The organism is Janthinobacterium silvisoli (genome assembly GCF_014200725.1).
GTDB lineage: Bacteria > Pseudomonadota > Gammaproteobacteria > Burkholderiales > Burkholderiaceae_D > Janthinobacterium.
The window spans coordinates 207,668-233,718 of the sequence record NZ_JACHCL010000003.1; the positions used below are offsets into that span (position 1 = coordinate 207,668).

General features: G+C 60.9%; 28 protein-coding genes. 11 read left to right on the top strand and 17 right to left on the bottom strand.

From position 1 onward, the window contains the following. Window positions 1-21: 21 nt before the first annotated feature. A complete protein-coding gene (locus HDE75_RS17350) occupies window positions 22-603 on the bottom strand; it encodes a DJ-1/PfpI family protein (RefSeq protein WP_183678499.1) in 582 nt (193 codons plus the stop codon). A gap of 217 nt (window positions 604-820) precedes the next feature. Between HDE75_RS17350 and HDE75_RS17355 the strand changes: the two genes are divergently transcribed. Beyond that, window positions 821-1,120 (top strand): antibiotic biosynthesis monooxygenase family protein, encoded by a 300-nt coding sequence (locus tag HDE75_RS17355; protein WP_183678501.1) that lies wholly within the window; start codon window positions 821-823, stop codon window positions 1,118-1,120. A gap of 12 nt (window positions 1,121-1,132) precedes the next feature. On the opposite strand, the gene pncB is transcribed toward HDE75_RS17355, so the two are convergent. From pncB to HDE75_RS17380, 5 genes are all read right to left on the bottom strand, one after another. Further along, entirely contained in the window at window positions 1,133-2,323 is a 1,191-nt protein-coding gene (gene pncB / locus HDE75_RS17360) for a nicotinate phosphoribosyltransferase (protein WP_183678503.1), read from the bottom strand. Window positions 2,324-2,402: 79 nt separating this feature from the next. Continuing rightward, window positions 2,403-3,266 (bottom strand): cysteine hydrolase family protein, encoded by an 864-nt coding sequence (locus HDE75_RS17365; RefSeq protein WP_183678504.1) that lies wholly within the window; start codon window positions 3,264-3,266, stop codon window positions 2,403-2,405. Window positions 3,267-3,326: 60 nt separating this feature from the next. After that, complete coding sequence (locus HDE75_RS17370) at window positions 3,327-3,575, bottom strand: hypothetical protein (protein ID WP_183678505.1); 249 nt, start codon at window positions 3,573-3,575, stop codon at window positions 3,327-3,329. Window positions 3,576-3,660: 85 nt separating this feature from the next. Then, a complete protein-coding gene (locus tag HDE75_RS17375) occupies window positions 3,661-3,915 on the bottom strand; it encodes a hypothetical protein (protein WP_183678506.1) in 255 nt (84 codons plus the stop codon). 500 nt (window positions 3,916-4,415) lie between these two features. Further along, on the bottom strand, window positions 4,416-5,021 hold the full coding sequence (locus HDE75_RS17380; RefSeq protein WP_183678507.1) for an FMN-dependent NADH-azoreductase: 606 nt from the start codon (window positions 5,019-5,021) through the stop codon (window positions 4,416-4,418). Window positions 5,022-5,167: 146 nt separating this feature from the next. Here HDE75_RS17380 and HDE75_RS17385 point away from each other — a divergent pair, with 146 nt between their 5' ends. Together HDE75_RS17385 and HDE75_RS17390 are read left to right on the top strand one after the other, a co-directional pair. Beyond that, complete coding sequence (locus tag HDE75_RS17385) at window positions 5,168-6,085, top strand: LysR family transcriptional regulator (protein ID WP_183678508.1); 918 nt, start codon at window positions 5,168-5,170, stop codon at window positions 6,083-6,085. 52 nt (window positions 6,086-6,137) lie between these two features. Continuing rightward, entirely contained in the window at window positions 6,138-6,365 is a 228-nt protein-coding gene (locus HDE75_RS17390) for a hypothetical protein (RefSeq protein WP_183678509.1), read from the top strand. Between the two features lie 8 nt (window positions 6,366-6,373). Here HDE75_RS17390 and HDE75_RS17395 read toward each other — a convergent pair whose 3' ends face one another. The 3 genes from HDE75_RS17395 to HDE75_RS17405 form a co-directional block, all read right to left on the bottom strand. Further along, on the bottom strand, window positions 6,374-6,685 hold the full coding sequence (locus HDE75_RS17395) for a MerR family transcriptional regulator (protein WP_183678510.1): 312 nt from the start codon (window positions 6,683-6,685) through the stop codon (window positions 6,374-6,376). 3 nt (window positions 6,686-6,688) lie between these two features. Beyond that, window positions 6,689-7,618 carry a DnaJ C-terminal domain-containing protein gene (locus HDE75_RS17400; RefSeq protein ID WP_183678512.1) on the bottom strand — a complete coding sequence of 310 codons (930 nt, stop codon included), beginning with the start codon at window positions 7,616-7,618 and terminating at the stop codon, window positions 6,689-6,691. Between the two features lie 87 nt (window positions 7,619-7,705). Then, complete coding sequence (locus HDE75_RS17405; protein WP_183678514.1) at window positions 7,706-8,641, bottom strand: aromatic alcohol reductase; 936 nt, start codon at window positions 8,639-8,641, stop codon at window positions 7,706-7,708. A gap of 179 nt (window positions 8,642-8,820) precedes the next feature. Between HDE75_RS17405 and HDE75_RS17410 the strand changes: the two genes are divergently transcribed. After that, entirely contained in the window at window positions 8,821-9,711 is an 891-nt protein-coding gene (locus HDE75_RS17410) for a LysR family transcriptional regulator (protein WP_260174169.1), read from the top strand. On the opposite strand, the gene HDE75_RS17415 is transcribed toward HDE75_RS17410, so the two are convergent. From HDE75_RS17415 to HDE75_RS17425, 3 genes are all read right to left on the bottom strand, one after another. Continuing rightward, window positions 9,708-10,337, bottom strand: a complete 630-nt coding sequence (locus HDE75_RS17415; protein WP_183678518.1) for a beta/gamma crystallin-related protein — start codon at window positions 10,335-10,337, stop codon at window positions 9,708-9,710. The two genes, HDE75_RS17410 and HDE75_RS17415, sit on opposite strands and share 4 nt — an antisense overlap. A gap of 1 nt (window position 10,338) precedes the next feature. Further along, the gene (locus HDE75_RS17420) at window positions 10,339-11,310 is read right to left on the bottom strand and encodes a beta/gamma crystallin-related protein (RefSeq protein ID WP_183678520.1); all 972 of its coding nucleotides are present in this window, start codon (window positions 11,308-11,310) and stop codon (window positions 10,339-10,341) included. An 81-nt stretch (window positions 11,311-11,391) separates the two neighbouring features. Next, the gene (locus HDE75_RS17425) at window positions 11,392-12,252 is read right to left on the bottom strand and encodes a beta/gamma crystallin-related protein (RefSeq protein WP_183678522.1); all 861 of its coding nucleotides are present in this window, start codon (window positions 12,250-12,252) and stop codon (window positions 11,392-11,394) included. A gap of 249 nt (window positions 12,253-12,501) precedes the next feature. Here HDE75_RS17425 and HDE75_RS17430 point away from each other — a divergent pair, with 249 nt between their 5' ends. Continuing rightward, a complete protein-coding gene (locus HDE75_RS17430; protein ID WP_183678524.1) occupies window positions 12,502-13,896 on the top strand; it encodes an MATE family efflux transporter in 1,395 nt (464 codons plus the stop codon). 202 nt (window positions 13,897-14,098) lie between these two features. After that, the gene (locus tag HDE75_RS17435) at window positions 14,099-16,312 is read left to right on the top strand and encodes a S9 family peptidase (protein WP_183678526.1); all 2,214 of its coding nucleotides are present in this window, start codon (window positions 14,099-14,101) and stop codon (window positions 16,310-16,312) included. Between the two features lie 72 nt (window positions 16,313-16,384). Here the strand turns inward: HDE75_RS17435 and HDE75_RS17440 are convergent, their stop codons facing one another. From HDE75_RS17440 to HDE75_RS17450, 3 genes are all read right to left on the bottom strand, one after another. Then, window positions 16,385-16,570 carry a CsbD family protein gene (locus HDE75_RS17440; RefSeq protein ID WP_183678528.1) on the bottom strand — a complete coding sequence of 62 codons (186 nt, stop codon included), beginning with the start codon at window positions 16,568-16,570 and terminating at the stop codon, window positions 16,385-16,387. Window positions 16,571-16,743: 173 nt separating this feature from the next. After that, window positions 16,744-17,412 (bottom strand): class I SAM-dependent methyltransferase, encoded by a 669-nt coding sequence (locus HDE75_RS17445; protein WP_183678529.1) that lies wholly within the window; start codon window positions 17,410-17,412, stop codon window positions 16,744-16,746. A gap of 51 nt (window positions 17,413-17,463) precedes the next feature. After that, window positions 17,464-19,524, bottom strand: coding sequence for a M13 family metallopeptidase (locus HDE75_RS17450; RefSeq protein ID WP_183678531.1), 2,061 nt, complete (start codon window positions 19,522-19,524; stop codon window positions 17,464-17,466). 155 nt (window positions 19,525-19,679) lie between these two features. Between HDE75_RS17450 and HDE75_RS17455 the strand changes: the two genes are divergently transcribed. Next, complete coding sequence (locus HDE75_RS17455) at window positions 19,680-20,507, top strand: HDOD domain-containing protein (protein ID WP_183678533.1); 828 nt, start codon at window positions 19,680-19,682, stop codon at window positions 20,505-20,507. A 179-nt stretch (window positions 20,508-20,686) separates the two neighbouring features. After that, a complete protein-coding gene (locus HDE75_RS17460; protein WP_183678535.1) occupies window positions 20,687-20,977 on the top strand; it encodes a flagellar protein FliT in 291 nt (96 codons plus the stop codon). Between the two features lie 63 nt (window positions 20,978-21,040). On the opposite strand, the gene HDE75_RS17465 is transcribed toward HDE75_RS17460, so the two are convergent. Next, complete coding sequence (locus HDE75_RS17465; RefSeq protein WP_183678537.1) at window positions 21,041-22,120, bottom strand: type IV pilus assembly protein FimV; 1,080 nt, start codon at window positions 22,118-22,120, stop codon at window positions 21,041-21,043. 157 nt (window positions 22,121-22,277) lie between these two features. On the opposite strand from HDE75_RS17465, the gene fumC reads away from it, so the two are divergent. The 3 genes from fumC (at window position 22,278) to HDE75_RS17480 (ending at window position 24,387) form a co-directional block, all read left to right on the top strand. Next, window positions 22,278-23,672, top strand: coding sequence for a class II fumarate hydratase (fumC, locus tag HDE75_RS17470; RefSeq protein WP_183678539.1), 1,395 nt, complete (start codon window positions 22,278-22,280; stop codon window positions 23,670-23,672). Between the two features lie 102 nt (window positions 23,673-23,774). Next, window positions 23,775-23,990: an RNA-binding S4 domain-containing protein gene (locus HDE75_RS17475; RefSeq protein WP_183678540.1), complete on the top strand. Its 216-nt coding sequence runs from the start codon at window positions 23,775-23,777 to the stop codon at window positions 23,988-23,990. Between the two features lie 106 nt (window positions 23,991-24,096). Further along, window positions 24,097-24,387 carry a hypothetical protein gene (locus HDE75_RS17480; protein WP_183678542.1) on the top strand — a complete coding sequence of 97 codons (291 nt, stop codon included), beginning with the start codon at window positions 24,097-24,099 and terminating at the stop codon, window positions 24,385-24,387. A 7-nt stretch (window positions 24,388-24,394) separates the two neighbouring features. Here the strand turns inward: HDE75_RS17480 and bufB are convergent, their stop codons facing one another. Further along, entirely contained in the window at window positions 24,395-26,029 is a 1,635-nt protein-coding gene (bufB, locus tag HDE75_RS17485) for an MNIO family bufferin maturase (RefSeq protein WP_221291915.1), read from the bottom strand. Window positions 26,030-26,051: the final 22 nt, after the last annotated feature.

The following is a 26,051-nucleotide window of genomic DNA, read 5'->3' on the forward strand; positions in this document are numbered from 1 at the left end:
GGCATGGCGGACAAAAAATAATTACAAACGGATTTCCGTCCCCAGCAGCTTGACGAACTGCGCCAGCCAGGCCGGGTGGGCCGGCCAGGCGGGCGCCGTCACGAACTGGCCATCAGTGACAGCTTCGGTGACGGCGATATCGGCATACTCGCCGCCAGCCAGTTTCACTTCCGGCGCGCAAGCCGGGTAAGCGGATATGCGCTTGCCGCGTATCACGTCGGCAGCGGCCAGCAATTGCGCGCCATGGCAGACGGCGGCGATGGGCTTGCCCGCTTCGGCAAAGTGGCGCACGGCGGAGATCACCCGGTCGTTCAGGCGCAGGTATTCGGGCGCGCGCCCGCCTGCGATCATCAGCGCGTCGTAGCGGGCCGGATCGATTTCATCAAAGGCCGCATTGAGCGTGAACAGATGGCCAGGTTTTTCCGTGTAAGTCTGGTCGCCTTCGAAATCATGGATGGCGGTCTTGATGGTGTCGCCACTCTTCTTGCCGGGACAAACGGCATGCACGGTATGGCCCAGCATCAGCAGTGCCTGGAACGGCACCATCGTTTCATAATCCTCTGCAAAATCGCCCGTCAAAAACAGAATTTTCTTCGCTGCCATTTGGTTCTCCTATGAAAGATCATCCCAGCACTTCAGTTTGCAAGATACATCGCAAGCTCGCATCCAGGCCATATCTTACCGCCACTTGCGTGCCAGTTACGAGAATATCAAGATATTTATCTTGCAATCCCCGCACGATAAGCTCAAAACCGGCTCTCACGCTGCAGCTCAAACCATGGCAAGATAGGCGTTCTTCTCCTTCACACCGGAACTTTCCATGATTTTTGAAATTGCCCATCTCCAGATCAAACCCGATACCCACGCCGCCTTCGAAGCAGCCGTCGCCAAGGCCGTGCCGCTGTTCAAGAACTCGCGCGGCTGCCAGGCCGTGCACCTGGAGCGTTCAATCGAAAACAGCGAAGGCTACCGCCTGGTAGTACGCTGGGCTACCTTGGAAGACCATACCGTGCACTTCCGCAACAGCGACGCCTTCCCCGCATGGCGCGCCCTGGTCAGCGAATTCTTCGCCGCCCCGCCGCAGGTGGAACACATGCAAACCGTGCTGACGGGTTTCTAAGAGAGCATAGTTTTACGCGGCGGGGTGATGGAATACCTGGCGTAGATAAGCGAGGAAAGTTTCATCCTTGCACAGGGTCTTGCCTGGCGAATCAGACAATTTCGCCACCGACTGGCCGTTGCAGCGCACCAGCTTCATGACGATGTTGAGCGGCGTCAAGCCGACGTCGTTCGTGAGGTTGGTGCCGATGCCAAAACCCGTCATGATGCGGTCGGCGAAATGCTGGTACAGGGCAAAGGCCTTGTCCAGGTCCAGGCCATCGGAAAACACCAGGCGCTTGGTATTGGCGTCGATGCGCAAGGTTGCGTAATGGGCCAGCGCTTTCTCACCCCACGCGACCGGATCGCCCGAATCGTGGCGCAAGCCATCGAACAGCTTGGCAAAATACAGGTCGAAATCGGCCAAAAAGGCATCCATGCCGACCACGTCCGTCAGTGCAATGCCCAGATCGCCGCGGTATTCCTGCACCCAGTCTTCCAGCGCCGCTTTCTGGAAATCGCGCAAGCGCACGCCAAAGGACTGGAACGATTGCATGTATTCATGCGCCATGGTGCCGATCGGCACAATGCCCAGCTTTTTCGCCAGGTAGACATTCGAAGTGCCCTTGAAATATTCGGGCACGGCGCGCGCCAGGGTCGACACCACTTCATCGTGCCAGGCGCCCGAAAAACGGCGGCGCACGCCGAAATCGGAAAATTCAAACGGATGCTTGCGGCGCGGCAGCTTGCCAAATTCTTTGACGGCCACCACCTTGGCCGCCAGGCGCTGGCGCCCTTCGCGCATGGCAGCGTCCAGGTCAAAGCGGCGGAAATACAATTCGTTGATGATGTACAGCACGAAAATCTCGAAACCCATCACATGCACTTGCGGGCCAGCCGCATGCACGACCAGGTCATCGCCATCGGTGCTCACTTCGATGAATTTGCGCTGGAAGCGGAACACTGTCAGGAAATCGACGAAATCGCTCTTCATGAAGCGCAAGGTTCGCAGATAGGCCAGCTCGTCCTCGGCAAACGACATCGAACACAGGTGGTCGAGCTGCTCTTCCAGCTCATGTTTCAATTCAGCCAGTGGAAACACGGGCGTATTGCGGCAGACAAATTCGTATTCGGTATGGGTGTTCGGATGACCGTGCAGCAAAGCTTGCCACATTGTAAATTTATACAGATCGGTTTCCAGCAAACTGCGCACTATCGGGGTCATGTGTAATTTTCTCCAACTTCCTCAAGCCAAGATAGTACGCCACTGCAAGCATTTCAGCAGAGAGCGCCTTATAAATGCGTCATCGAGCTGCATTTTCCAACAGTTCAGGCAAGACCTCCGCTGCCGTCGCCAAGCGCGCCCCGCGCGCCTGCATGGCGGCCAGGAAGTCGCGCTGCTGAACTTCGAAACCCGTCACCGGACTCATGCAATCGGTCAAGAGCACCAGCCGCGACAGCGCCTGCCTGCCTTGCTGCTGTTCCAGGTAGTCGGCGATATGCTCGGTGCTGGCCTTGACGCAATGGCTGGCCGCCTCGCCACACACATAGATGCGCTCGGCCGGCAGCAGGGTATCGAGGAAGGAAATATTCAACTGCGTGGCGGGATCTTCGTTGTCCGGCACTTCCGCCATGACGGCCGAGTAATGTTCGGTCCACGGATTCGATCCCTTGCTGAGTTTTGCAACCACTTTTAACTGGGCCACTTCCCAGCCGTTGTAGGCGGCGCGCACGGCCGCATGGATATTCTGGCCCCAGGAACCGATCTCGCAATGCACGGGCCAGACCATCAGCTGGTAGCGCCCGGCGGTTTCCAGCGCATCGAGATAAGCGAGCGCGCGCGGCAAGGCTTCGGGCCGGCGCGGCAGGTAGCGGCCACTCCGCACATCGGCGGCGACGATTTGCGTGAACGGCGTCACCACGCCGCCATCGCCGGTAGACCAGAACGTGGGATGGGCGATATCGTAGCGGTGATGGGCGTCCAGGGTCACGCTGATCTGCGTCAGGCCGGCGCCTGCCTGCTCGATCAGGCGCGCCACGCGCAGCATGTCGGCGTGTGCGCCGGGCACGGGCAGCGCAGGCGCGGCGCCTTCAGGCAGCCAGGCGGCAGGCAAGTCGCAAAAATCGTTTTGCGGGTCGATGACGAGCAGGTGCAGCGAGCGTTTCATGGTGATCCTCGGGCGTGGCGGGAAGGAGATGATAAGGGCAAGCTTGCAGCTGTGCAAAGCTCAATACTCGGGTGGGCGACGCAGCCGTTCAAGGACAGCCAGGCCCTCGGCATGCGCTGCCTCTTCCGCATCCGCTTCCGTAGTGAAAACGTGATCGGCCAGCACCCGGTGCTTGGGAAACACATTGTCGCGATGCATGGGACTGTTTGACGGCGTAAAGATGGCGACGTAAGCGCCCCACTGGCGGGTACCCCGCAAGGGTTCCGCCGTGTAATCGACTTCATAGTGATCAACAAATGCTATTGGCACAGCACGCCTCCCAGCTGCCTTCCACTGCAGACTACCACGTCTGGGAAACAGTTTCAGCGCAATGCGCTACCGTAGGCCGGCGGCGTCAGGGATGAAGATAGTAGCGGCGCCGGCGGCGCTCGACCAGCTTGACGGCGGCCTCGCCCGCGACGGCAATGGCGTCGGCTTGCGTGGTGAATTGATGGTCGGCCGAGACCCTGCGTTTTTTCAGGATATTGGTCCTGTGCATGGGGTTGGCCGAAGGGGCATAGACGGCAACGTAAGCGCCCCATAGCTTGCAGCCGCGCAAGGGCTCGGCCATGTAGTCCACTTCATAAAAATCAACATGCTTTATTGGCACGATGTTTGCTCCAAAAAGTGACCGGCTAGTCCGTCTCTGAAAACTGGCCCGGTGGTGGGTTGGAAACCATGCGATCGCGCTTGCTCAGGATACTTAGCTCAGCTATTTATTTTTTATGACGCGGCACAACTGGAAAAATCGACGATCAGTCCGCCCTGCTACATGCAGACACAAGCGAACACAAGCGTGTTGCCTAAATGCATGTAGAAAGTATAAACGATATGAAAAAATTATTGCAACGCAAGCAGCTATTGAATCAGCCCTTACACCGGTGTGTAAGCTTGCGCTGCATCAATAATGGCAGCTGTTTGCCAGGAACGGGAGATGGCGGCGCGGCACGCGCCTGTAGGGAATTTCGGGGCAATACTGCCCTTGCCAGCATCAGCATGAGGATCTTTCATGGCGAACCGCTCGCCGGACTGATGCGGTGCGCATCGCCGGCAAGCTTATGTCAACCATGCAAGGCTGGCAATCCTCCTAAAGAACTAGTGAAGCGGGCTTCAGGCAGCCAGTGCAGCGATCGAGGCGCGGGTCTTGGCCAGCGCATTGGCCAGCGCTTCATCACCGCGCGACACGCCTTCAGTCTGGATGAAGCTGATGTCGGTGATGCCGATGAAGCCCAGCGCAGTGCGCAGATAGGTGCTCAGGTAATCGTAGGCCGCAGCCGGGCCTTCGCTATAGATGCCGCCGCTGGAGGTAAAGATGTAGGCTTTCTTGCCCGTTGCCAAACCGACCGGACCCGTTGCCGTGTACTGGAAGGTGCGGCCCACGCGCGCCACATGGTCGATCCACGCTTTCAAGGTCGATGGCACGGAGAAGTTGTACATCGGTGCAGCCAGTACCAGCACGTCGGCAGCGAGCAGCTCATCGACCAGGGTATCGGACAACTTCACAGCAAAGGCCGCTTCTGCGCCGCGCTGATCTGGCGGCGTAAAGAAGGCGCCGATCACTTCTTCCGTCAGATGCGGCACAGGCTGGGCAGCCAGGTCGCGCTCGACGACGGTATTACCCTGTGCCGCCAGTTTGGCGACGAATTCGCCCGACAGTTGACGCGACAGGGAACTGTTGTTACGTGCGCTGCTATTGATGTAGAGAACCTTGGACATGAATCGCTCCTTCAGAGAAAGTGGATGTGGAATGCCGCAATTGCTGCACTTGCACATATCATAGTTCGGGTCTACTATCGACGAAACCAGTTAAATTTAAATGCTTAGCATCGAATTTGTAGATATCGTATGAAAATGGAGTGGCCATGAGAGAACCAGGACAACCTTCGCTGGACCAGTTGCGCGTGTTTGTCGCCGTCATCGACGCGGGCGGCTTTGCCCACGCGGCGCGCCAGCTGCACCGCACGCAATCGGTGATCAGCTACACCATCGCCAACCTGGAAGAGCAATTGAACGTGGTGCTGCTCGACCGTAGCAAGCGCAAGCCCACCCTGACCGATGCAGGCCAGGCGCTGCTGGCCGATGCGCGCGCCGTGGCGCTGAAAATCGACGCCATGCGCGCGCGGGCCAAGGCGCTCGCTGGCGGACTGGAAGCGGAAGTGTCGGTGGTGGTGGACGTGATGTTTCCCACCTACGTGCTGGTGCGCATCCTGGAAACCTTCCAGGTGCAGTTTCCCACTGTCGCGCTGCGCCTGCGCATCGAAGCCATGGGCGCGGTATCGCAGCAAGTGCTCGATGGCCATTGCCATCTCGGTGTGGGCGGCTGGATGTCGGCCAATTCGGACGCCATCGAACGCCTGGCCATGGGCCATGTGCGCCTGATGCCGGTGGCCGCACCGGGCCATGCGCTGGCGCAGATCGAAGGACCGATCCCCATCGGCCTGGCGCGCGAGCATGTGCAACTGGTGCTCAGCGACCGCAGTTCGCTGACGGAAGGACAAGACTTTGGGGTGCTGGGCTTGCGCAACTGGCGCCTGGGCGACCTCGGCTCCAAGCACGCCCTGCTGCGCGCGGGCCTGGGCTGGGGCAATATGCCCGAAGCGATGGTGCGCGAAGACCTGGCCTCGGGCCGTCTCGTGCATTTGCCGCTGATCGTCGACAAGAGCGCCAACTACCCGATCTACCTGATACAGCGCACCGGCACCCCACCGGGACAGGCCGGCAAGTGGCTGACGGAACGGTTTGCGGAGCAGTTACCACTGCTGCTGGCGCAGGGGTATTAGAAGCGTCGTGCGAAGGGTAGAATCCGGGATCAGACACAATGGAGACAATCACATGGCCGGCATAGACGACTTCGTCAACAAGCAAAAACCTGGCGCGCGTTTCGTCATCACGGCGCAAATGCTGCGCATGACGCCGCAGCAATTCGACAGCGTGGCACAGGAATGGATGGAAGACGGCGGCCCCGGCTTCGACGTGGCCGGCATCCCGCACCGGGTCGTGGTCGATGGCCAGTTTTATATCGCCAGGATCACCGTGCAGCGGCACGGCGATCCTGCCTGAGACTTTGATTAGTCTGCACCGAGCACGTGCAGGCGCCGCCGCAAACGCGCCACCTCTTCGGACAAATCCACCACCAGCGCCGCTAGGTCGGCATTCGCATCGAACACCGATTCGATTTCGCGCAGGCGGCGCGCGCGCACCAGGTCCAGGCTGGTGAAACGCCAGGCGGTGAGCTGCCCTGGCGGCAGCCCATCGTGCAGCAGCACGCCCGTCTGCACCCGCTGCACCACCCAGTCCGGCTCCACGGCGCAGGCGCGCGCCAGTTCTTCCAGGCTCAGGGCCTTGTCTTCCAATAGCACGCCGATTACATTGCTCGTCATGATTTACGCTCCCAGCTTCTGGCGCGGATTGAAAGCCATCTCGCGCGCCATGGTTTCATACAGTTCGCGTGCCTTCGCATCGTTGGCCGGCGGCAGCACCACTTCCAGCAGCAGATATAAATCGCCAGGCTGGACAGAGGGTATGCCGCGCCCCTTCAGGCGCAGCTTGCGCCCCGTCTGCGAATTGGGCGGCACAGTGACGGACACCGTACCCGATGGCGTGGGCACGTCGATGGAACCGCCCAGCGCCGCTTCCCACGGCGTGACGGGCACCGTTTCAAAGACGTCGCGCCCTTCGACCTTGTAGCGCGCATCGTTCTGGAAGCGGATTTCCAGATACAGGTCGCCGGCCGGCGCACCGCCGCTGCCCGGTTGGCCCTGTCCTTTCATGCGCAGCTGCTGGCCTTCCGTCACGCCTTTCGGTATCGTCACTTCCAGCGTACGCTCGCGCGTCACCACGCGGCCTTGGCCATCGGCTTCCGGCACGCGCATGACGATGGTGCGCTTGGCGCCGTGGTAGCTGTCGTGCAGGCTGACCTCGATGGCAGCGTGGCTGTCTTCACCCTGCATCTGGAACTGGCTGTTGGCCCGTCCGCGCCCGCCCACGTGGGCGAACAGGTCGGCAAAAAAGTCGCTGTCGTCGGCGCTGGACGATTCGTAGCCCGAGCCCCAGTTCGGCGGCGGCCGGAACGATCCGCCCTGCCCTCCCTGGGCATTTGGCTGGCGCCCCAGCTCATCGTAGGCAGCGCGCTTTTCCGCGTCGCCCAGCACGCCATAGGCTTCGTTCAGTTCCTTGGTACGCTTGTCCGCGTCCGGTTCCTTGCTGACGTCGGGATGGTATTTGCGCACCAGCTTGCGGTACGCTTTCTTGATATCGGCCTCGCTCGCCGTCTTTTCGACGCCAAGCTCCTTGTAATAGTCCTTGTAATCCACCGTGCATGCTCCCCATGGTTGACCCGCCTGTGGAAAGAGTACACGAATTGAGCGGAACTATCGTTGCGCACAATACAAGGCCAAGGATTAAGGTTTGGCTTTGTGACGGGCAGCCAGCCACGCCCTGACGTCCGTCGTGGGGATGCCTTTTTGTGCATTGTAGGTGGTCGCCTTGTCCCACCACATGCCGTGACCCAGTGCGAACGCGGCCCGGTAGCGCAGCATGACATCGTCCGGCTGCTGCACCAGTTGAAAGGCCAGCTTTTCACGGCGTAACAGCTCGCGCTCAAAAACACGGCCCGTCACGTCGTCGACGATGTCCGCCAGCTGGCCATAGGAAACCGTGTCGCTGGCCACAAAGACCACCTGATTGCGGATGCGCGGCTGCTGCAGCAGGATTTCGGTCGTCAGGCGGCCGATGTCTTCCGGTGTCGTCACCGTCACTTTCGTGTCCCATGTCCCCAGTCCCCGTACGATGCCCGCCTCGAAATCGACCAGGCCCGTTGTTGGCTCGAACAAAAAACTGGTGAACATGCCGGTCGAAATGATCACCCATTCGGTGCCCGTTTGCGACCGCAGCAAGCCCCGCACATCGTACTGTTCATCGAACACGGGCTGGCCGCTGCCCTTGCCAATGACGTCGTAGTCCACGCCGAACTGCCATGGAAAATAGCGGCGCACCCTGGCGGCAATCGCCGCTTTCGTCAGCCTGGTCTGCGTGCCCTTTCCTGCCACGAATCCCGTGCAATTGATCACCGTATGAAATTGTCCCAGCAGTGCGATCAAATCGGCGTTATTGCGCCCCACCAGATCGAAGGGCAGCAATTGCACCCCCATGGCGTCCAGCTCGCGCTGACGCAAAACCTGCATCGCCGTCGGCGAGACCAGCGATTGCAGCGTCACCAGCACGGATAGCCCAGTACCAGTGTGCTGCAGGCGCGGCGCCAGGCTGCGCAAGACCGCCATGCCCAATTCACCGGCCCCCAGCACCAATGTATTTTCTATCTCCGCGTTGTGGTTCATCTGTGTTTCCTCTTCATGGTAGGCAAGCGATTAGTCTGTTTTTTGATTCAGTCCGCAGAGTATAAAACTGGCCTCTCTTCTACATAAGCCGCCAAACGCTGCTTTCAGAATTGCAAAATACGGGATAATCTGAGCACTTATCAGCCTGCGGGAGAGTGACCTTGGACAGAATTCGAGCCATGCAAATATTTGCCCGCGTGGTGGAGTCGCACAGCTTCGCCGGGGCCGCGAAAAGCCTGTCGGTTCCCCGCTCCACCGTCAGCAGGACGATCCAGGATCTGGAAGCGTTTCTCGGCGCCAGCCTGCTGCAGCGCACGACGCGCACGCTCAGCCTGACACCTGGCGGCAGCCTTTACTATGACCACTGCCTGCGTGTATTGAATGAGGTGGAGGCGGTTGAAACCCAGCTCTCTTTCAGCACGAGCCAGGCTCGGGGCAAGCTGCGCATCGATATGACAGCGTCGTTCGCGCGCCAGATAGTGTTGCCTGCGATTGCGCAATTCCAGGCCAGGTATCCCGAGATCGACCTCGTGCTGACCCTGGGCGACCGGACTATCGACCTGATACAGGAAGGCGTGGACTGCGTGGTGCGCAGCGGCGTGCCGGAAAACTCGGCGCTGCTGGTGGCGCGCAAGGTCGGCAGCTTTGCATGGTTGGTCTGCGCCTCGCCTGATTATGTGGCGCGCCATGGCAGGCCGCAGTCGCTGGAAGAGCTGCAGCAGCACCAGCTGATTGAATTTCACTCGGGGCGCAGTGGCCGTTCGATCGACTGGCGATTTATCGCCGATGGTCAAGAGCGCACGATCGCCGTCAAGGGCAAGCTGGCGGTGAACGATACAGACGCTTATCTGGCATGCGCCCTGGAAGGGCTGGGATTGATACGCATCGCCGACTACCTGGCGGCGCCGCACTTGCGCAGCGGACGCCTGGTGCAGGTGCTGCAACAGTACGCGGGGCCAGCCGTCCCGCTCTCCGTGATTTACCCGCAGAGCCGGCACCTGTCATCGACGGTGCGGGCCTTCGTGGGCTGGATGGCTGAGCTTTTAAGCGATGTGGCCGTGCGTACTTAACGCACCCTGCGCACCGAGGAAATGCGGCGCTCCATGCCGTGCAGGCGGCCGTAGCTGCCCGGTCCCATGATCATGCAGCGGCCACGGTAATTGGCGTCGACGCAGAATTCCCAGCGGCCGTAATTGATGACGACGGAAACGGTGCGGTCATTGAAACCGTAGCGGCTCAAGTCGCGGACTTCGCGCTCCAGGCGCACGGGCTGGCCGCGCATGCCTACGTCGGGGAACAGCAGCACGGCGCCACGCATATCGTCAGGCGGACGCGGTTTGGGAGGTGGCGGCGGGGGCGGGCGATGGCCGCCATGGCCAGGCTTGCCCACCTCGCGGACCGAGGAAATGACGTCATTCATGCCCGGCAGGCTGCTGTAGTAGCCGGGACGCAGCACGCGGCAGCTGCCCCGGTAATTGGCGTCGCGGCACACTTCCCAGGAGCCTGAACGCACGATGATGCTCGACGCCTTGTCGTTGAAATTCATGCGCGACAAATCTCCCACGTCGGAACGCACGGTCACGGCGCGGCCACGAAAATCGCTATCCTGGAACAAGGTCATCTCGCCCGCATCGGCAGCGAATGGTGCCAGCAAGGTGGCGGCGCACAGCAGCGCAGGTCGAAACGCAGAGCGCATATCAGCGCACCCTGCGCACGGAAGAAATCTGGTTCTCCATGCCGTTCAGGCGGCCATATTGGCCCGGTCCGATGATCTCGCAGCGGCCGTTGTAGTTCGAGTCGACGCAGACTTGCCATTGACCGTAGTTGACGACGATCGACGAAGCACGGTCATTAAAGCCAAACTGCACCAGGTCATCGGCATTGCGGTCCAGCGCCAGCGGTTCACCGCCCATGTCGCGGTCCGGGAATAGCAGGATGGCGCCGCGCTGCTGGTACTGCGGGTACTGTGGCTGCTGCGGATATTGCGGCTGCTGCGGATACTGTGGGTATTGTGGTGGATCATACTGCTGGCGGCGTCCTTCGCGTTCATCGACCATGCGCGCCGACGACACCTTGCCGGACAGGCCGCGTCCCAGGTCGTCATAGCGGCCAGGCCCGAAGATGCGGCACACGCCGTTGTAATTGGCATCGCTGCACAACTGCCAGTAGCCGTTGTAGATGACGATGCTGGTGGTGCGGTCGTTAAAGCCGATATTGACGAAATCGTCGGTATCGCGGTTGACGCGCGCCGAGCCGCCATTCTGGCCCGCCCCCGAATACACTTCCAGCGTCGAGCCACGGCCGTAGCCGCCACCATTACCCCGGTCAGGATCGCGGCCCGGACGGCCCGGATTGAAACCCATTTCACGCACTGAAGAGAGGGCGTCGTTCATGCCTGGCAGCGAAGGATATTCGCCCGGTTCGAGCACCCTGCAATTGCCGCGGAAACCGGCGTCGGTACAGATTTGCCAGCTGCCCGAACGCACGACGATACTCGACGCCTTGTCATTGAAATTGTAGCGCGACAGGTCGTCCGTGGTGTCGTGCAGGTTCACCGCGCGGCCACGGAAATTCACGTCTTCAAACAAGGTAATTTCGCCAGCAGAGGCGCCCAGGTGGATCAGCAGGGCGGCTGCGCACAGCAGGCTGCGTTTCAAAGGGTACAGCATCTTAAACTCCGTTTATTTATATTCATCGCGCATGCAGGGCGATCTCCCGCATGCGCTTGCATAGTATGGCCAGGTACTGCTTTAATCGATGCGGCGCAGCGAGGAGATGCTCTTGTCGAGGCCATTCAGATCCGGGTAGCTGCCGGGGCCCATCACTTCACATTTGCCGTTGTATTGGGAACCCTCGCACATCTCCCAGGTGCCTTCATGGATGACTATCGAGCTGGCCTGGTCATTGTAATTCATGCTCACCAAATCCCGGACGTCGCGGTTGACGGACAAGCCGGGGCCCCGCATGTCGCTGCGTGCATACAACACCACCAGGTTATCGCCACCGCGTGGACGGTTGGCTTCGCGCGGGTCGACCAGGCGCGCCGACGACACGCGGCCGTTGAGGTCGCGGCCCAGCTCATCGTAGCTGCCCGGCCCGAAGACCCGGCAACTGCCGTTGTAATTGGCATCGCTGCACAACTGCCAGTAGCCGCGTTCGACGCGGATGCTGTTGGCGCGATCATTGAAACCGATGGTGACAAAATCATCGCGGTCTGCATTCACAGGCGCCGACGCGCCCCGCTGGTCACGCTCGGAAAACAGCTCCAGTGCCGGGCGTGAACCACTGCTGCCGTCGCGTCCTGCTTCACGCACCGATGAAATCTTGTCGTTCAAACCGTCAAGGCTGCTGTATTCGCCCGGCCCGAAGCTGCGGCACTGGCCGTTAAATTGCGAATCCGTGCACACTTCCCAGGTGCCTGAACTGACCCGGATGCTGGAGGCCGTGTCATTGAAATTGAGGCGCGACAGATCATCGCTGGGGTCGCGCAATACCACCACGCGCCCACGGAAATTGACATCGGTGTAGAGACTGATTTCCCCTGCCTGCGCGGCAGCGTGGGATAGCAGGATGGCGGCACAGACCAGGGCGTGTTTCAGTGTACGGTTCATCGGCGGGTCTCCAGTGATAAGAACATGACAACTAGCCGCCAGTGTAGCTGTCGCGCAAAAAAAACGTTGTAACAAAATATGGGAAATACACAAGAAATTGTTACTAAAAGCAATAATTGACGTTCAGACAGCAGCATTCATCTGAAAGCGACACCCTGCCCTTTCTACCGGCGCGCGGACAAGTTGCCGCAATGTCAGTAAAATGCCCTGTTCAATCACGTCTTTCCAGCTTAGTCAGGTCTCGTTTCAATGCCCCATACCACCTCGTTCACTATCCCCGCCATCCGCAATGAAGTATCGTCCTTGTGGAAGCTGGCCTGGCCCATCCTGATCGGCCAGCTGGCCACCGTCGGCATGGGCGCGGCCGACGTGGCCATGACGGGCCACACCAATCCCGAAGAGCTGGCGGCCGTGTCGCTGGGCGCAGCCATCTGGTCTATCGTGCTGGTGACGGTGAGCGGCATCATGATGGCGATCAATACGCTGGTGGCGCATGAAATCGGCGCCGCGCGCCACGACAAGGTGCCGCACATCGTGCGCCAGGCGCTGTGGAAGGCGCTGGCCGTGGGCCTGGTCGCCTGCCTGCTGACGAACATCGCCGCGCTGGTGTTCGATCATCTGATGCTGGAGCCGGCCGTGGCGGCCAAGGCCAAGCTGTTCGTGCACATCATCAGCTGCGCGCTGCCGCCGTTTGCCGCCTACCGCGCGCTGTATGGCTACAGCACCAGCATCAACCAGACCAAGCCGGTGATGGTGATCGCGCTGGCCGCGCTGGGCTTGAATATCCTGGTCAACTACCTGCTGATCTACGGCCACTGGGGCATGCCCAAGCTGGGCGGCATCGGCTGCGCGGTGGCCACCACTACCTGTGTGTGGATGATGCTGATCGCGATGGTGCTGTGGATACGCCACGCCCCCGTCTACCGCCCTACCTATCCGTTCAGCCACTGGGAAGCACCGCAGGCGGCCAGCATCGCCCCCATGCTGCGCCTGGGCTTGCCGATAGGCGTGACGTATTTTGCGGAAGTGAGCGCCTTCGGCATCATCAGCCTGCTGGTGGCGCGCTTTGGCGTGATCCAGGTTTCGGCGCACCAGATCGCCCTCAATTTTTCCTCCGTCGTGTTCATGGTGCCGCTCACGTTCGGCATCGCGCTGGTGACCCGCGTGGGCCACGCCGTGGGTGAAAACAATCTGCGCCGGGCGCGCTTCATTTCGTGGGTCGGCGTAGCCATGTCGCTGACGGCGGCCGTGGTCTCGGCCATCCTCATCACCGTGTTCCGCCACCAGATCGCGCAAGCCTATACGTCGGATCCGCAAGTGCAGGCGCTGTGCGCGCATCTGCTGCTGTTTGCCGCCCTGTTCCAGTTGTCCGACGCAACTCAGGTGGCCGCCTCGTGCGCCATCCGCGGCTACAAGGTAACGCGCCAGCCCATGCTGATACAGCTGCTGGCCTTCTGGGGCTTTTCCCTGCCGATCGGTTATGTGCTGGGCCTGGCGCCGCAAGGCTTCTTCCTGTCGCCAGCGGCGCCGATGGCCGCCACCGGTTTCTGGATAGGCCTGGTGCTGGGCTTGACGGTGGCCGCCGTGCTGCTGACCTGGTATCTGAACCGGCTATCGCTGCGCCGCATGCACGCAGCGGCATAAACACCAGGCGGCGCGCAATTTATGCGTGCCGCCTTTGCACCTGGGAATACAAAATATCGCTATCCCTAATCTTTCACCGAAGTAAACAAGGCAATCACGGCCTTATTCCGTGCCCAGCCCTATCGCATTAAATGCCGCGCTCTGGTATCGTTTGTGGTCAAGCTGCGAGCTTGATCACTCTTTTACCATCACCGAGACATCCATGCGTTTTCTTCTTTGTTTTCTGGCCGCGATGGCCAGCGTTCCTGCGGCAGCTGAAAAGCTGACCCTGGAGCGCATCCACGCCGATCCGGCGCTGTCCGGCCCCGGCGTGCGCAATCTGAAGGTATCGCCCGACGGCGAGCGCGTCACGTTCCTGCGCGGCCGTGCCGACAACCAGTTCCAGCTCGACCTGTGGGAATTCAAGCTGAAAGACAAGAGCACGCACCGCCTGGTCGATTCCAAGGCGCTGGTGCCGAATGAAACCATCTCGCCCGAAGAACAGGCGCGCCGCGAACGCGAGCGCACGGCCAGTCTGAACGGCATTCTCAGCTACAGCTGGTCGCCCGATGGCAAGCAGCTGCTGGTGCCGCTGGCCGGCAATCTGTACCTGGTCGATGCGGCCAAGCCGGACCAGGCGCGCCTGGTCGCCAAGGGCAATGTGCTCGATCCGAAAATCTCGCCGAAAGGCCGCTACGTGTCCTTCGTGCGCGACCAGAACCTGTTCGTGATCGACCTGAAAACCAATGCCGAGCGCCAGCTGACCACCGACGGCAAGGGCACCATCCATAACGCCGAAGCCGAATTCGTGGCGCAGGAAGAAATGGGCCAGCGCACCGGCTACTACTGGGCGCCGGACGATAGCGCCATCGCCTACAAACGCTACGACGAAGCGCCGGTGCCGGTGGTGCGCCGCTTTGAAATCTTCGCCGACCGCACCGACGTCGTCGAACAGCGCTACCCTGCCGCTGGCGATCCTAACGTGCTGGTACAACTGCATATCGTGGAGCCAGCAACCGGCGTGCAGCGCCAGGTCGACCTGGGCAGCAATCCCGATATTTATCTGGTACGCGCCGACTTCAGCGCCGACAGCAAGTCGCTGGTGTATCAACGCCAGTCGCGCGACCAGAAAACGCTGGACCTGGTCGCAGTCGATGTGGCCACCCTGGCGCAGCGCACCTTGCTGACCGAAACCTCGAAGACCTGGGTCAGCATCAATGATGACCTGCGTTTCCTGTCCAACGGCACCTTCCTGTGGTCGTCCGAGCGCACGGGCCGCAACCATCTGTACCTGTACGACATGAGCGGCAAGCTGCTGCACGCTGTGACCAGCGGCGAGTGGGGCATCGACAATCTGCTGGCCATCAATGAAAAAACCGGCAAGGTCTACGTCTCGTCGAACCGCGACGCCGTGATCGACAAGCAAACCTACGCCCTGGCGCTCGATGGCAGCACGGCCGACAAGCCGCAGCGCGTGACCAAAGCCGATGGCTGGCATGACACGACGTTTGCCCGCAATGGCGCGGTCTTCGTAGATACGTATTCCGATCCATCGACGCCGCCGCAAGTGAGCATCCGCCGCCCTGACGGTTCGATGGTGGGCTGGCTGGAAGAAAACGCCCTGAACGCCAGCCACCCGTACGCGAAATACAAGGCTGATCACCTGCCGACCGAATACGGCACCCTGAAATCGAACGATGGCCAGACCCTGTACTACTCGCTGGTAAAACCGTCGAACTTCGACGCCTCGAAACGCTACCCGGTCTTCCTGTCGACCTACGGCGGTCCGCACTCGCAGCACGTGGCTCGCCGCTGGGGCAATACCTTTGACCAGTACATGGCGCAGCAGGGTTTTGTGGTGTTCCGCCTCGATAACCGCGGTTCGTCGCGCCGCGAACGCGCTTTCACCGACGCCATCTACCATAACCTGGGTGCAGCGGAAGTAGCCGACCAGCTGGTGGGCATCGACTGGCTGGCCAAGCAAAGCTTTGTCGACCCCAAGCGCATCGGCGTGTTCGGCTGGAGCTATGGCGGTTTCATGACTTTGCGCCTGCTGTCGGCCGCGTCGGACAAGATCGCCATGGGCGTGTCGGTAGCGCCCGTGACCGACTGGTCGCTGTACGACACCCACTACACGGAACAATTCCTCGGCATGCCGAAGGAAGATGCCGACGGCTACCAGAAGAGCACCGTGTTTGCCCACCTCGATGGCTTGAAATCGCCGCTGCTGCTGATACACGGCATGGCGGACGATAATGTGCTGTTTACGAACACCACGCGTTTGATCGATGCGCTGGTCAACCGTGGCGTGCAGTTCGACCTGATGACCTATCCAGGCGCCAAGCACGGCATCTCCTCGCGCGCGGGCCAACGCCACGTGTACGCGAAGATCGCCGGCTTCTTCAAGAAAAACCTGGGCGGCGAAGCGGCGAAGTAAGCTAGGTAGCGCCCAAATAAAAACCGCCGCCTGTCTCGCGACAGGCGGCGGTTTTTTCATGCGTGCCTGGAATTATGGCTTGCGCGTGACGGTCTCGACCGCATCTTTCACATCGCCAACTTTCTTTTGCACTTTGCCTTCAGCCTGGTTGGCCAGACCCTTGGCTTGCTGTTCCTGGCTGCCGACCAGCTTGCCAGCTTGTTCCTGGATTTTGCCGCCGACTTCTTTCAGTTTACCTTCGACTTGATCTTTGTTCATGGTGAACTCCTCGCTGTAGTTGGTACATCTGTGGGTATATCTCTGTCCAGCCACCAGGGCCGGTACCGCGGCTCACACGCTGCTTGCTGCGTGTCGATGTGTCCATACTACGCTTGAGGCTTCATCCGTTCTGTTCGGTCCCTAACACATGCCCAAATGTATTTATTTCTCGTTTAAGCAGCTTTGCGCCAGACGGTCGCCAGCCATGGCTGCTGTTCACGCGGCAAGCCAGCGGGACGGTAATAATGCTCGACCAGGCTGAAACCGGCCGTCTGCAGATGGGCAAACCAGGTTTCCTCATCGTAATAACTGCCATAACGGGGGCCATTCCAGCCTTCCTGGTTCTGGCCACGCGGGTTCGAACTGAACAGCACGCCACCGGGTTTCAAACAGCCGTGCAGCGTCCGCAGCACGCCGGGCAAGGCGGCGCTGGGCACGTGGAACAGCACGGCGTTGGCAAACACACCGTCGAAGTGGCTGGCGGGCAGATCGAGGTCGACGAAGTCTTGCTGCCAGACGGTGCAGCCGCTATACGCGCGCGCCATCTCGACAAAGCGGCGCGAACCATCGACGCCGGTGGCGTGGTGGCCCAGCTCGGTGAACGCTTTCAGGTCGCGCCCGGGGCCGCAGCCCAGGTCGAGGATGGAAAATGGCGCGCTGCGCCCGCCCGCTTGAATGGCGTTCAGCAGCGCGGCTATATTCTGGCGCACGTCATGGTCGCGCGTACCTTCAAAAAACTGCTCGGCGCTGGCGTCGTAATGGGCCAGCGTGCGCTCAGTGATGGCATGCAGCGCATCTTGCGCGTCCTGCTGCGAGGGCGATAGGGAGGGCTGGTCGTTCATGGTATTCCTGTCTGAGGTTTTCCTGTTGCATCAGCCCTCCATTTTACCGTGCTACCAGACTCTTACGCGCTGCTCCGGCGCCAGGTACAGACGCTGGCCTTGCTTGACGTCGAAGGCCGGGTACCATGCATCGAGATTGCGCACGGTGGCGGCGCGGTATTGCGCCGGCGCGTGGCCATTCGTCAGGATCTGCTGGCGCTCGGCTGCTTCACGCGCCTTGTTGCGCCAGCTGATGCCATAACCGGTGAAGAACTCGCGGTCGGCGCCAGGCTGGGCCGGCTTGCCTTGCTGCGACAAGGTGAACGCATCGTAGGCAGCCGACAGGCCGGCCAGGTCGGCCAGGTTTTCACTGAGGGTCAGCTGGCCATTGACAGCCAGGTCAGGGAACGGCTTGTAGGCAGAGAACTGCGCCACCAGCTGTTTCGAGGCAGCCTGGAAGTGGGCCAGGTCGGCTGGCGTCCACCAGTCGCGCCACTTGCCCTGGGCGTCGAACTGCGCGCCCTGGTCGTCAAAACTATGGCTGATTTCATGGCCGATGGTGGCGCCTATGCCGCCATAGTTGGCTGCGTCCGAGGCGTTCGGGTCAAAGAATGGCGGCTGCAGGATGGCGGCCGGGAAGTTCAGCGCATTTTGCAGCGGCAGGTTGACGGCGTTGACCAGTTGCGCAGGCATCGCCCATTCGGTGCGGTCGACAGGCTGGCCCAGCTTGGCCAGTTGCTGCTGATAGTGGAATTGCTCGGCGCGCTGAGCATTGCCCAGCGCATCGCCGCGCACCACTTGCAAGCCCGCATAGCTGGCCCAGTGGTCCGGATAGGCCACGCCCACGTACAGGGTTTTGAGTTTTTCCTGCGCCTGCGCCTTGGTGGCAGGCGCCATCCAGTCCAGCTTGTCGATACGGCGCGAGAAGGCAGCTACCAGCTTGCTGACCATATCCTGCACGCGCGCTTTCGACTCGGGCGAGAAATAGCGCTCCACATACAGCTTGCCGACGGCGTCGCTCAGTGCGTCATTGGTAGCGGCCAGCGCGCGCTTGCTGCGCGCCGATTGCTGAGGCGTGCCACTCAGGGCGCGGCCATAAAAGGCGAAGTGCTGATCGGCGGCCGCGCGTGGCAAGGTGGTGGAAAAATGGTTGATGGTATGGAAAGCGAGAAAATCCTTCCAGGTTGCCAGCGGCACCTTGGACGCCAGTGCGGCGCTGCCCGCCATGGCGCTGGGATGCCAGACGATGAAGTCTTTTTGTTCCGACAATCCCGCGCCTTCAAAAAACGCAGCCCAATCCAGGCCCGGCGCCTTGCTGGCGAAATCCTGCGCGCGCCAGACGTTGTTGCCCTTGGCGACATCGGCCGAATCTTCGCGGCTGGCGTGGCTGGCGGCGATCTTTTGTTCCAGCGCAAACACGCGCGCGGCGCGGCCCTGTGCATCGCTGTAGCCTGCCAGTTTGAACAGGGTAGCGATATGCTTCTGGTACTCGCCGCGCAGTTGCTGCATGCGCGCGCTATTGTCCAGGTAATAGGCGCGGTCGGGCATGCCCAGGCCGCCCTGCAACAGATAAGCCACGTTGCGCGTGGTGTCGTTCAAGTCTTGCGCCACCCACAGGCCAAACAGGTTTTCAGTAAAAAAATTGGTCGAGTTGAGCGGATCGACATCGGCGCGCAAGCTCGCGCCCAGCGCCCGTGCCAGGCTGGCCTGGTCATGTATGCCATCGATTTTCTTCAACAGCGGTTTCAAAGGCGCCCAGCCTTTCGCTTCGATAGCCGTTTCGTCCATATAGGAGCGGTAAAAATCGCTGATCTGGCGCGCTTCGGCGCTTGGATTTTGCTGGGTTTCCAGGCCTTCAACCAGGCCGATAATACGCTTGTTCGTGCTGTCACTCAGGCTGGCAAACGAGCCCCAGCTGCTGCGGTCGGCGGGAATCTGTGTGTTGCGCACCCAGTCGCCATTGACGTAATTAAAGAAGTCATCGCCGGGTAAAACAGCCGCTGGCGCAGTGGCGGTAGCGGCCGTGGCAGGAGCGGCGTGGGCCGGCAAGCCAGCCAGGGCAGCGCCGGCCAGGGCGAGCGCCAAGGCGGCGGAAAGTGGCGTGGTGCGCCAGGATGGGCGGCTAGCGTGCATGGAAATCCTTTCGTGAATGTCTCTGAAATCGTGGCTGAAATCATAGCCTGTTTGGCGACAAAAAGCGTTGTCGAGATTTTTTGCAACAAGATAAAAAAACGGCATATAGTTTCGTGACAGCCAGACCGATTGCCGCGCGAACAAAGGAGAGTGCCATGCAACTTGAAGCGCTGTTTCAACATGCCCATGCCCTGCCCACTGCCCCGAAAATCGTCGATGAGCTGGTCCGCAGCTTCGACAATCCCAGTATTTCCACCGAAGAACTGGCCCGCAAGCTGGGCGCCGACCCGGCCCTGAGCGCCAAGCTGCTGCGCCTGGCCAACTCGGCGTATTACCACGTCTCGCGCAGCATCGGCACGGTGGAAGATGCGGTGCTGATGCTGGGCTTTGTGACCGTGCGTACTCTGGTCATCAGTTCCGGCCTGGTCAGCGGCTTCAAGGCCGTGCCGGGATTAAACCTGCAGCAATTCTGGCGCTACAGCCTGCATAGCGCCGTCTCGGCCCGCTGGATCGCCAAACAGACGGGCGACAATACGGAGCTGGCCTTCACCATCGGCATGATGCATGCCATCGGCCAGTTGGTGCTGCATGCAGCGGCGCCCGAGCAAGCCATGCAACTGGACAAGATCGCCCCACCGTTCGACGCGCGCCGCATCGACGCCGAGCGCGTATCGCTAGGTTACTGCTACGCCGATGTAGGCGCGGAACTGGCGCGCCGCTGGAAGTTCCCGCCCGTTTTTGCCGAAACCATCGCTGCCTTTCCCGATCCGCTGGCCGGCCAGCCCCTCAATCGCATGGCGGCCGTCATCCACCTGGCCGCCTGGCGCGCCCGTATCGAGGAAAATGCGCTGAACAACGAAGAAATCATCGCCTGCTACCCCAGTGAAGTGGCTGAAGCGCTCGGATTACCGCCTTCCATCATGGTCGACAAGATGCCGCCACCTGCCACGCTCAGCGCCGGCCTGGAAGAACTAGTACACTAAATATTACCTGAAGGAAATCTTGCAACCCCAGTATTCATGCGGCTTCCCGGGGAGTTCGTTTGTTTGATGTCTGTTTGAACACTACTTACACTTTCTTTCAAAAAATCACTCAAGTTTTCAGCCGCTTCGCCGTTATGCTAGCCATGTAGCACTTTTCCGTAACTTACCTGGAGAGGCTCATGACTCCCAACGACGTTCTCGCGATGTATGAAAATATTGCCGGACTGACTAATCAAATGGTCTCCGCCGCGCGTTCGAGCGACTGGGATGGTTTAAGTATCCTGGAAAAACAGTGCTCTCAAGAAACGCAATCTATCGAGCATGGTGAGGTTGCGCCACTGTCTGCCGCAGCGCGCAAGCGCAAGATTGACTTGCTGAAACAAATACTGGCGAATGACAGGGTCATACGCGATATCACGGAAACACCGCTGACGCTGGTAGCCAGCCCTGCGGCCACCCGGCCAAACTGACCGATACAAAAAAAGCGCCATGGGCGCTTTTTTTACATCTTGAACCACCAGCGAGCAAATGAGTCACCGCGAAAATGGCGATGGCTCCGGTTCCGCTGGCGCCGCTTCAGCCTCGCCCTCCTCCACCGTTTCCGTCAAGACAGGCACTGGCGCGCGGCGAAATGGTTTGCGCAGCAAAACCCAGTATTTCGATGGCGGCCGGTCGGCGCCTTTTTCCCTGCGCTTGCGCCAGACATACACGATCACCGCCGTCAGCAGCAAAAAGAGCAGGATACCGAGTCCCAGCCACCACAGGCCGCCGCCGGACGGTTTTTTTTCCTTCACGGCTGGGGCTGCATGCAGGGGCTTGGGCTTGGCGTGCGGCGCTTCGGCGGCGGCTGGCGCGGCGGCAACAGCAGGAGCGACAGCAGGCACGGCCAGCGCCTTTTGCAAAGCGCCAACCTTGCCTTCCAACTCGCCCAATTTGTCATTCAAGGCGGCATTCTGTTGATTGAGCGCAACACAACTTGCATCGGGTGCGGCAACGGCTTGCGGCGCGCAGGATGCCGCCGCCGGGATGGTCCGGCGCAGCGGCGGCCGCATCAAAGGTACGGCAGGAGGCACGAACACGGCCGGTGGGCGCACCATGCCTTCCGCACGGACACGGGCTGCCAGTGCGGCCGCATCGGGGGGCGGCGCAAGGGGCTTGGCCGGCAGAGCAGCTAATACGGCAAGAGGCACTGGCGCAGGAACAGGCGCGGCCGGCGCCGGTGTCAGCCAGACCGTTGCCAGGCGAACATTGGCGCCGCTACCGCTGCCCAGCACAAAATACAGGTGTACATGGCCCGCCGTGATTGCCTGTTGCGTACTCACGTGGACATAGCGCCGGCCGTGGCGCACCGCCTGGCTGATGGCCAGCCCTTGCAGTGCCGGATCCATCGTGATGCCGCCGCCCTGGTACACATCGGGGGACGCCAGGCGCACGGCCACGCCAGCGCTTTCATCGGGCGCCAGCGCCGTCAGTTCGATATCGGCTGACAGCGGCTGGCCCACGTGCGAGAGCGCGCTGATATCACCGAGTTCGGCCGCAAAAGCGCCGGGCATGGCCACGCTGGCGGCGGCACAGGAGATCAGGATCCGACGGGAAAATACACTGCTCTGCATGGATGAGTCGCTTTGACAACAGGGAAAATGGGGTACCTCCCTTATTAACGGCAGGAAATACACAAAATAAAGGCCGAGCAGTACCGTATGGCCACGCCCTGTGCGATTTTGTCGTCTGGAGTACACTCGAAGGACCAAAATCGATGAAAGGGATGCCATGAGTAGCAGAATCGAACGCGACAGTTTCGGCCCGATCGACGTACCCGCCGGTCAGTTGTGGGGAGCGCAGACCCAGCGCTCGCTGGAGCACTTCCACATTTCCACGGAAAAGATGCCGCCTGAATTGATCGCCGCCCTGGCTACCGTCAAACGCGCGGCCGCCCACGTCAACCTGGACCTGGGTTTATTAAGCGGCAAGAAAGCCGTCGCCATCACGCAAGCGGCCGATGAGGTGCTGGCCGGCAAACACCACGGCGAATTTCCGCTGGCCGTCTGGCAGACGGGCTCGGGCACGCAAAGCAATATGAACATGAATGAAGTGCTGGCCAACCGGGGTTCCGAGCTGATGGGTGGCTTGCGCGGCGCCGAGCGCCTGCTGCATCCGAATGACGACGTCAACCTGGGGCAATCCTCGAACGATATCTTCCCGACGGCCATCCATGTGGCTGCCGCGCTGGCCGTCGCCAACACCGTCTTGCCCGCCCTGCGCCAGTTGCGGACCACCCTCGATGCCAAGGCCACGCAGTTTGCCGATATCGTCAAGATCGGCCGTACCCACTTGCAAGACGCCACGCCGCTGACCCTGGGCCAGGAATTTTCCGGCTACGTGGCACAGCTGGACTTTGCCGAACATATCATCACGGCATCATTGCCACCGCTGCTGCAACTGGCCGCCGGCGGCACGGCCGTGGGCACGGGATTGAATGCCCATGCCGAATTTGCCGACCGCATCGCCACCGAACTCGCGCGCCTGACAGGCCAGCCATTTGCCAGCGCCAGCAACAAGTTTGCCGCCCTGGCCGCCCACGATGCGCTGGTCGCCTCGCATGGCGCACTGAAAACCCTGGCAACGGCCCTGATGAAAATTGCCAACGACGTGCGCTGGATGGCGTCCGGCCCACGTTCCGGCCTTGGCGAAATCACGATCCCTGAAAACGAACCGGGCAGCTCCATCATGCCGGGCAAGGTCAACCCGACACAGTGCGAAGCGCTGACCATGCTGTGCTGCCAGGTTTTCGGCAACGATGTGGCCATCACGGTGGGTGGCGCGTCGGGCAATTTCGAGCTCAATGTCTTCAAGCCCTTGATTGCGCACAATTTCCTGCAGAGCGCCCGCCTGCTGGGCGATGGCATGCGCAGCTTTGACGAGCATTGCGCACACGGCATCGAAGCAAACCGCGAGCGCATCGCCGAGCTGATGGCGCGCTCCCTGATGCTGGTCACGGCACTGGCGCCGCATATCGGCTATGACAAGGCGGCGCAAATCGCCAAGCAGGCGCAGCATGAAGGCACGACCCTGAAAGAGGCGGCATTGGGACTGGGCTTTGTAACAGAGGAGCAATTTGCAACGTGGATCGTGCCACTGGAGATGACGCGCCCCAACAAAAGCTGAAGCCCTGCCTGCATCCCGGACAGCTTGATGTAAACTAGGCGTAACAGATTGGTAGACGTCGTCATCCAGTGCTAAAAACACATTATTGCAATAAGGGATACAATGCAAAAAGTAAGCTTTGATTTAACCTCCGAGTTCGTCGAGCTGAACCAGCTGCTCAAGCTGGTCGGCTTGTGTGACAGCGGTGGCGCAGGCAAGGTCATGGTCGACAGCGGCGTGGTGAAGGTCGACGGCAAGAAGGAATTGCGCAAGACAGCCAAGATTCGCGCAGGCCAGGTGGTCAGCGTGGCCGACGTCCGCATCACCGTCGTCGGCTGACGATGGGAGCCTGGGGCGCAGCCGCGCTCCAGGGCAAGCACCGCAGCTGAGTGCATGGCTCCAGAGACTGTTTCATATATTCATCGATATGCGGAAGGGGGAAGCCATGGACCATCCCGAGCACGGCACACACGATCAGGAACGCCTGATCGCTGATTTGCGGCAAGTCATAGAGAATGCGGAAGAATTGCTCCGCAACACAGATAAATACACGAGCAGCCTGTATCAAAGCGCCCGCGCCAGGCTGGAAGTCGCGCTGGTAGCTGCCATGGCTGAGCTGAGCCGCTTCGAAGAAGAACAGCTGGCGCGCATGATGGCGGCCACTGAAGCGGCCAACGCACTATGCCACGATCAGACGGGCGAAGCACGCCTGTTGCGCGCCTTTAGCCAGCCTTGATAGCGCTTTAACGCATTTCAATCAATACCGCATGCGCCAGCCAGTGGCGCAACTGGCCACCCAGGTCGAACGCATCATCGAACTCAAACGCCGCATCGAGCGCGGCGCCAAACACCTGCCCCTGCTGCAGCAGCGACAGCGCCGCATGCGCCGCTGCATCGAGTACAACCGCCTGCGCCTTCCACTGTGGCCGGCACACCAGCACATAAGTATCGCCAGCCAATTCCCCGGGAAATACACCCTTGCTGTCACCCTCCTGATGCGCTTGCCACAAGGCCAGCACTTGCCATGGCGAAGCGATCAGGGAGCATGCAGGATGCACGGCAAAGCGGCTCGTTTCGAGCTGGTCCGGCGTCAATGACGCCAGGCTGCTGGCCGGCAAACCGGCCGCATCGGGCGCGTAATGAGCCAGGTGCAAGGCCCATTCCAGGCGCGCCATATCAGGTAGATACGGCAATTCGGCCGCAGGCGGAAAGTCGTCGAGGAAGGTCGAAAAATGGCTGCCGAACTGGTTCAGGTCAGGATCTTGCGAAGGATAAACATTGCCATAGGCGCGCGCCAGGCCGCTAAAAAATTCCTCGCCCACCAGCGCCAGCACGACAGGATAAGCATGGCCCAGGGTGCGTCGCCAGGTGGCACCCAGGTTGCCGCGGTACAAGGCCAGACGCTCGGGGCTCGATGAGCCTGCAAATTGCTGCAAGGCGGCATCGTTGTATGCCATATCGAATAGCGCGGCGGCAAATGCTTGCTGGCCTGCCTCCAGCGCAGGGTCCGGCAGCGCGGGCGCCATCGAACCACTTGAAGCTTGCCATGGCACAGGCGGCCGGTGCGGCGCCATGAGGCTGCGCGCCTTGTCCGCTTCACCCAGCAAGACCTCCAGCGCGGGCACATCCGTATCCCATTCGATCAGGGCCGGTACCTGGCCAAAGCGCTGCAAGGCAGCTTTGTACAAGGCCCAGACGGGTTCAGCAACACGCGCGCCGTGATGGTCGATCACCGCATGCGGCGTGACCAGGTGGCCGGCAAGGTGGAATTCGCCCACGCTGCCCGGCGCGATGGCTTGCATGGCTGCCAGCGCATCTTCGCCGTGGTTGCATTGGTTTACATACAGGTTGTTGATGTCGAGCAGCAAGCCACAGCCGCTGCGGCGGGCCAGTTCAGCCAGGAATTGCGCTTCGCTCATGGTGTCGCCATGAAAACGCAGATAAGTGGAGACATTCTCCAGCAAGATCGGCCTTTTCAAGACATCTTGCACCCGCCCAACCCGCGCGCACAGCAAGTCCAGCGCCACGCTATCGAGGCGCAAAGGCAGCAAATCATTGAATTGATGCTGTGCTACGGCGCCCCAGCACAGGTGTTCCGACACCAGCGCTGGTTCGATCTGCTCTACCAGTTGGCGCACGCGCTCCAGATGCTGCTCGGAAAACCCCTGCGCCGAGCCCAACCCCAGGCCCACGCCATGCAGGCTGAGCGCATAGTCGGCACGCAAGGTGGACAACACTTGCCAATCCCAGCCGGAACGGGCCAGATAGTTTTCCGTGTGCACTTCCAGCCAGTCCACAGCGGGCCGGGCTGCCAGGAAGTCGCGGTAATGGCTGGCGCGCAAGCCAACGCCCACGCCAGCGAGCGCATGGGTGGGCAAGGGCGTGCGTGCAGCGGCGATG

Excerpts from the sequence above, each read along its gene's own strand:
- HDE75_RS17475 (WP_183678540.1), top strand. The coding sequence starts at position 23,775 with ATGCAAAAAGTAAGCTTTGATTTAACCTCCGAGTTCGTCGAGCTGAAC.
- HDE75_RS17390 (WP_183678509.1), top strand. The coding sequence starts at position 6,138 with ATGGCCGGCATAGACGACTTCGTCAACAAGCAAAAACCTGGCGCGCGT.
- HDE75_RS17385 (WP_183678508.1), top strand. The coding sequence starts at position 5,168 with ATGAGAGAACCAGGACAACCTTCGCTGGACCAGTTGCGCGTGTTTGTC.
- HDE75_RS17430 (WP_183678524.1), top strand. The coding sequence starts at position 12,502 with ATGCCCCATACCACCTCGTTCACTATCCCCGCCATCCGCAATGAAGTA.
- HDE75_RS17435 (WP_183678526.1), top strand. The coding sequence starts at position 14,099 with ATGCGTTTTCTTCTTTGTTTTCTGGCCGCGATGGCCAGCGTTCCTGCG.
- HDE75_RS17455 (WP_183678533.1), top strand. The coding sequence starts at position 19,680 with ATGCAACTTGAAGCGCTGTTTCAACATGCCCATGCCCTGCCCACTGCC.
- pncB (WP_183678503.1), bottom strand. The coding sequence starts at position 2,323 with ATGACCCCGATAGTGCGCAGTTTGCTGGAAACCGATCTGTATAAATTT.
- HDE75_RS17415 (WP_183678518.1), bottom strand. The coding sequence starts at position 10,337 with ATGCGCTCTGCGTTTCGACCTGCGCTGCTGTGCGCCGCCACCTTGCTG.
- HDE75_RS17350 (WP_183678499.1), bottom strand. The coding sequence starts at position 603 with ATGGCAGCGAAGAAAATTCTGTTTTTGACGGGCGATTTTGCAGAGGAT.
- HDE75_RS17405 (WP_183678514.1), bottom strand. The coding sequence starts at position 8,641 with ATGAACCACAACGCGGAGATAGAAAATACATTGGTGCTGGGGGCCGGT.
- HDE75_RS17365 (WP_183678504.1), bottom strand. The coding sequence starts at position 3,266 with ATGAAACGCTCGCTGCACCTGCTCGTCATCGACCCGCAAAACGATTTT.
- HDE75_RS17445 (WP_183678529.1), bottom strand. The coding sequence starts at position 17,412 with ATGAACGACCAGCCCTCCCTATCGCCCTCGCAGCAGGACGCGCAAGAT.
- HDE75_RS17395 (WP_183678510.1), bottom strand. The coding sequence starts at position 6,685 with ATGACGAGCAATGTAATCGGCGTGCTATTGGAAGACAAGGCCCTGAGC.
- HDE75_RS17425 (WP_183678522.1), bottom strand. The coding sequence starts at position 12,252 with ATGAACCGTACACTGAAACACGCCCTGGTCTGTGCCGCCATCCTGCTA.
- HDE75_RS17420 (WP_183678520.1), bottom strand. The coding sequence starts at position 11,310 with ATGCTGTACCCTTTGAAACGCAGCCTGCTGTGCGCAGCCGCCCTGCTG.
- HDE75_RS17450 (WP_183678531.1), bottom strand. The coding sequence starts at position 19,524 with ATGCACGCTAGCCGCCCATCCTGGCGCACCACGCCACTTTCCGCCGCC.
- HDE75_RS17410 (WP_260174169.1), top strand. The coding sequence starts at position 8,821 with ATGCAAATATTTGCCCGCGTGGTGGAGTCGCACAGCTTCGCCGGGGCC.
- HDE75_RS17355 (WP_183678501.1), top strand. The coding sequence starts at position 821 with ATGATTTTTGAAATTGCCCATCTCCAGATCAAACCCGATACCCACGCC.
- HDE75_RS17480 (WP_183678542.1), top strand. The coding sequence starts at position 24,097 with ATGGACCATCCCGAGCACGGCACACACGATCAGGAACGCCTGATCGCT.
- HDE75_RS17465 (WP_183678537.1), bottom strand. The coding sequence starts at position 22,120 with ATGCAGAGCAGTGTATTTTCCCGTCGGATCCTGATCTCCTGTGCCGCC.
- fumC (WP_183678539.1), top strand. The coding sequence starts at position 22,278 with ATGAGTAGCAGAATCGAACGCGACAGTTTCGGCCCGATCGACGTACCC.
- HDE75_RS17460 (WP_183678535.1), top strand. The coding sequence starts at position 20,687 with ATGACTCCCAACGACGTTCTCGCGATGTATGAAAATATTGCCGGACTG.
- HDE75_RS17380 (WP_183678507.1), bottom strand. The coding sequence starts at position 5,021 with ATGTCCAAGGTTCTCTACATCAATAGCAGCGCACGTAACAACAGTTCC.
- HDE75_RS17440 (WP_183678528.1), bottom strand. The coding sequence starts at position 16,570 with ATGAACAAAGATCAAGTCGAAGGTAAACTGAAAGAAGTCGGCGGCAAA.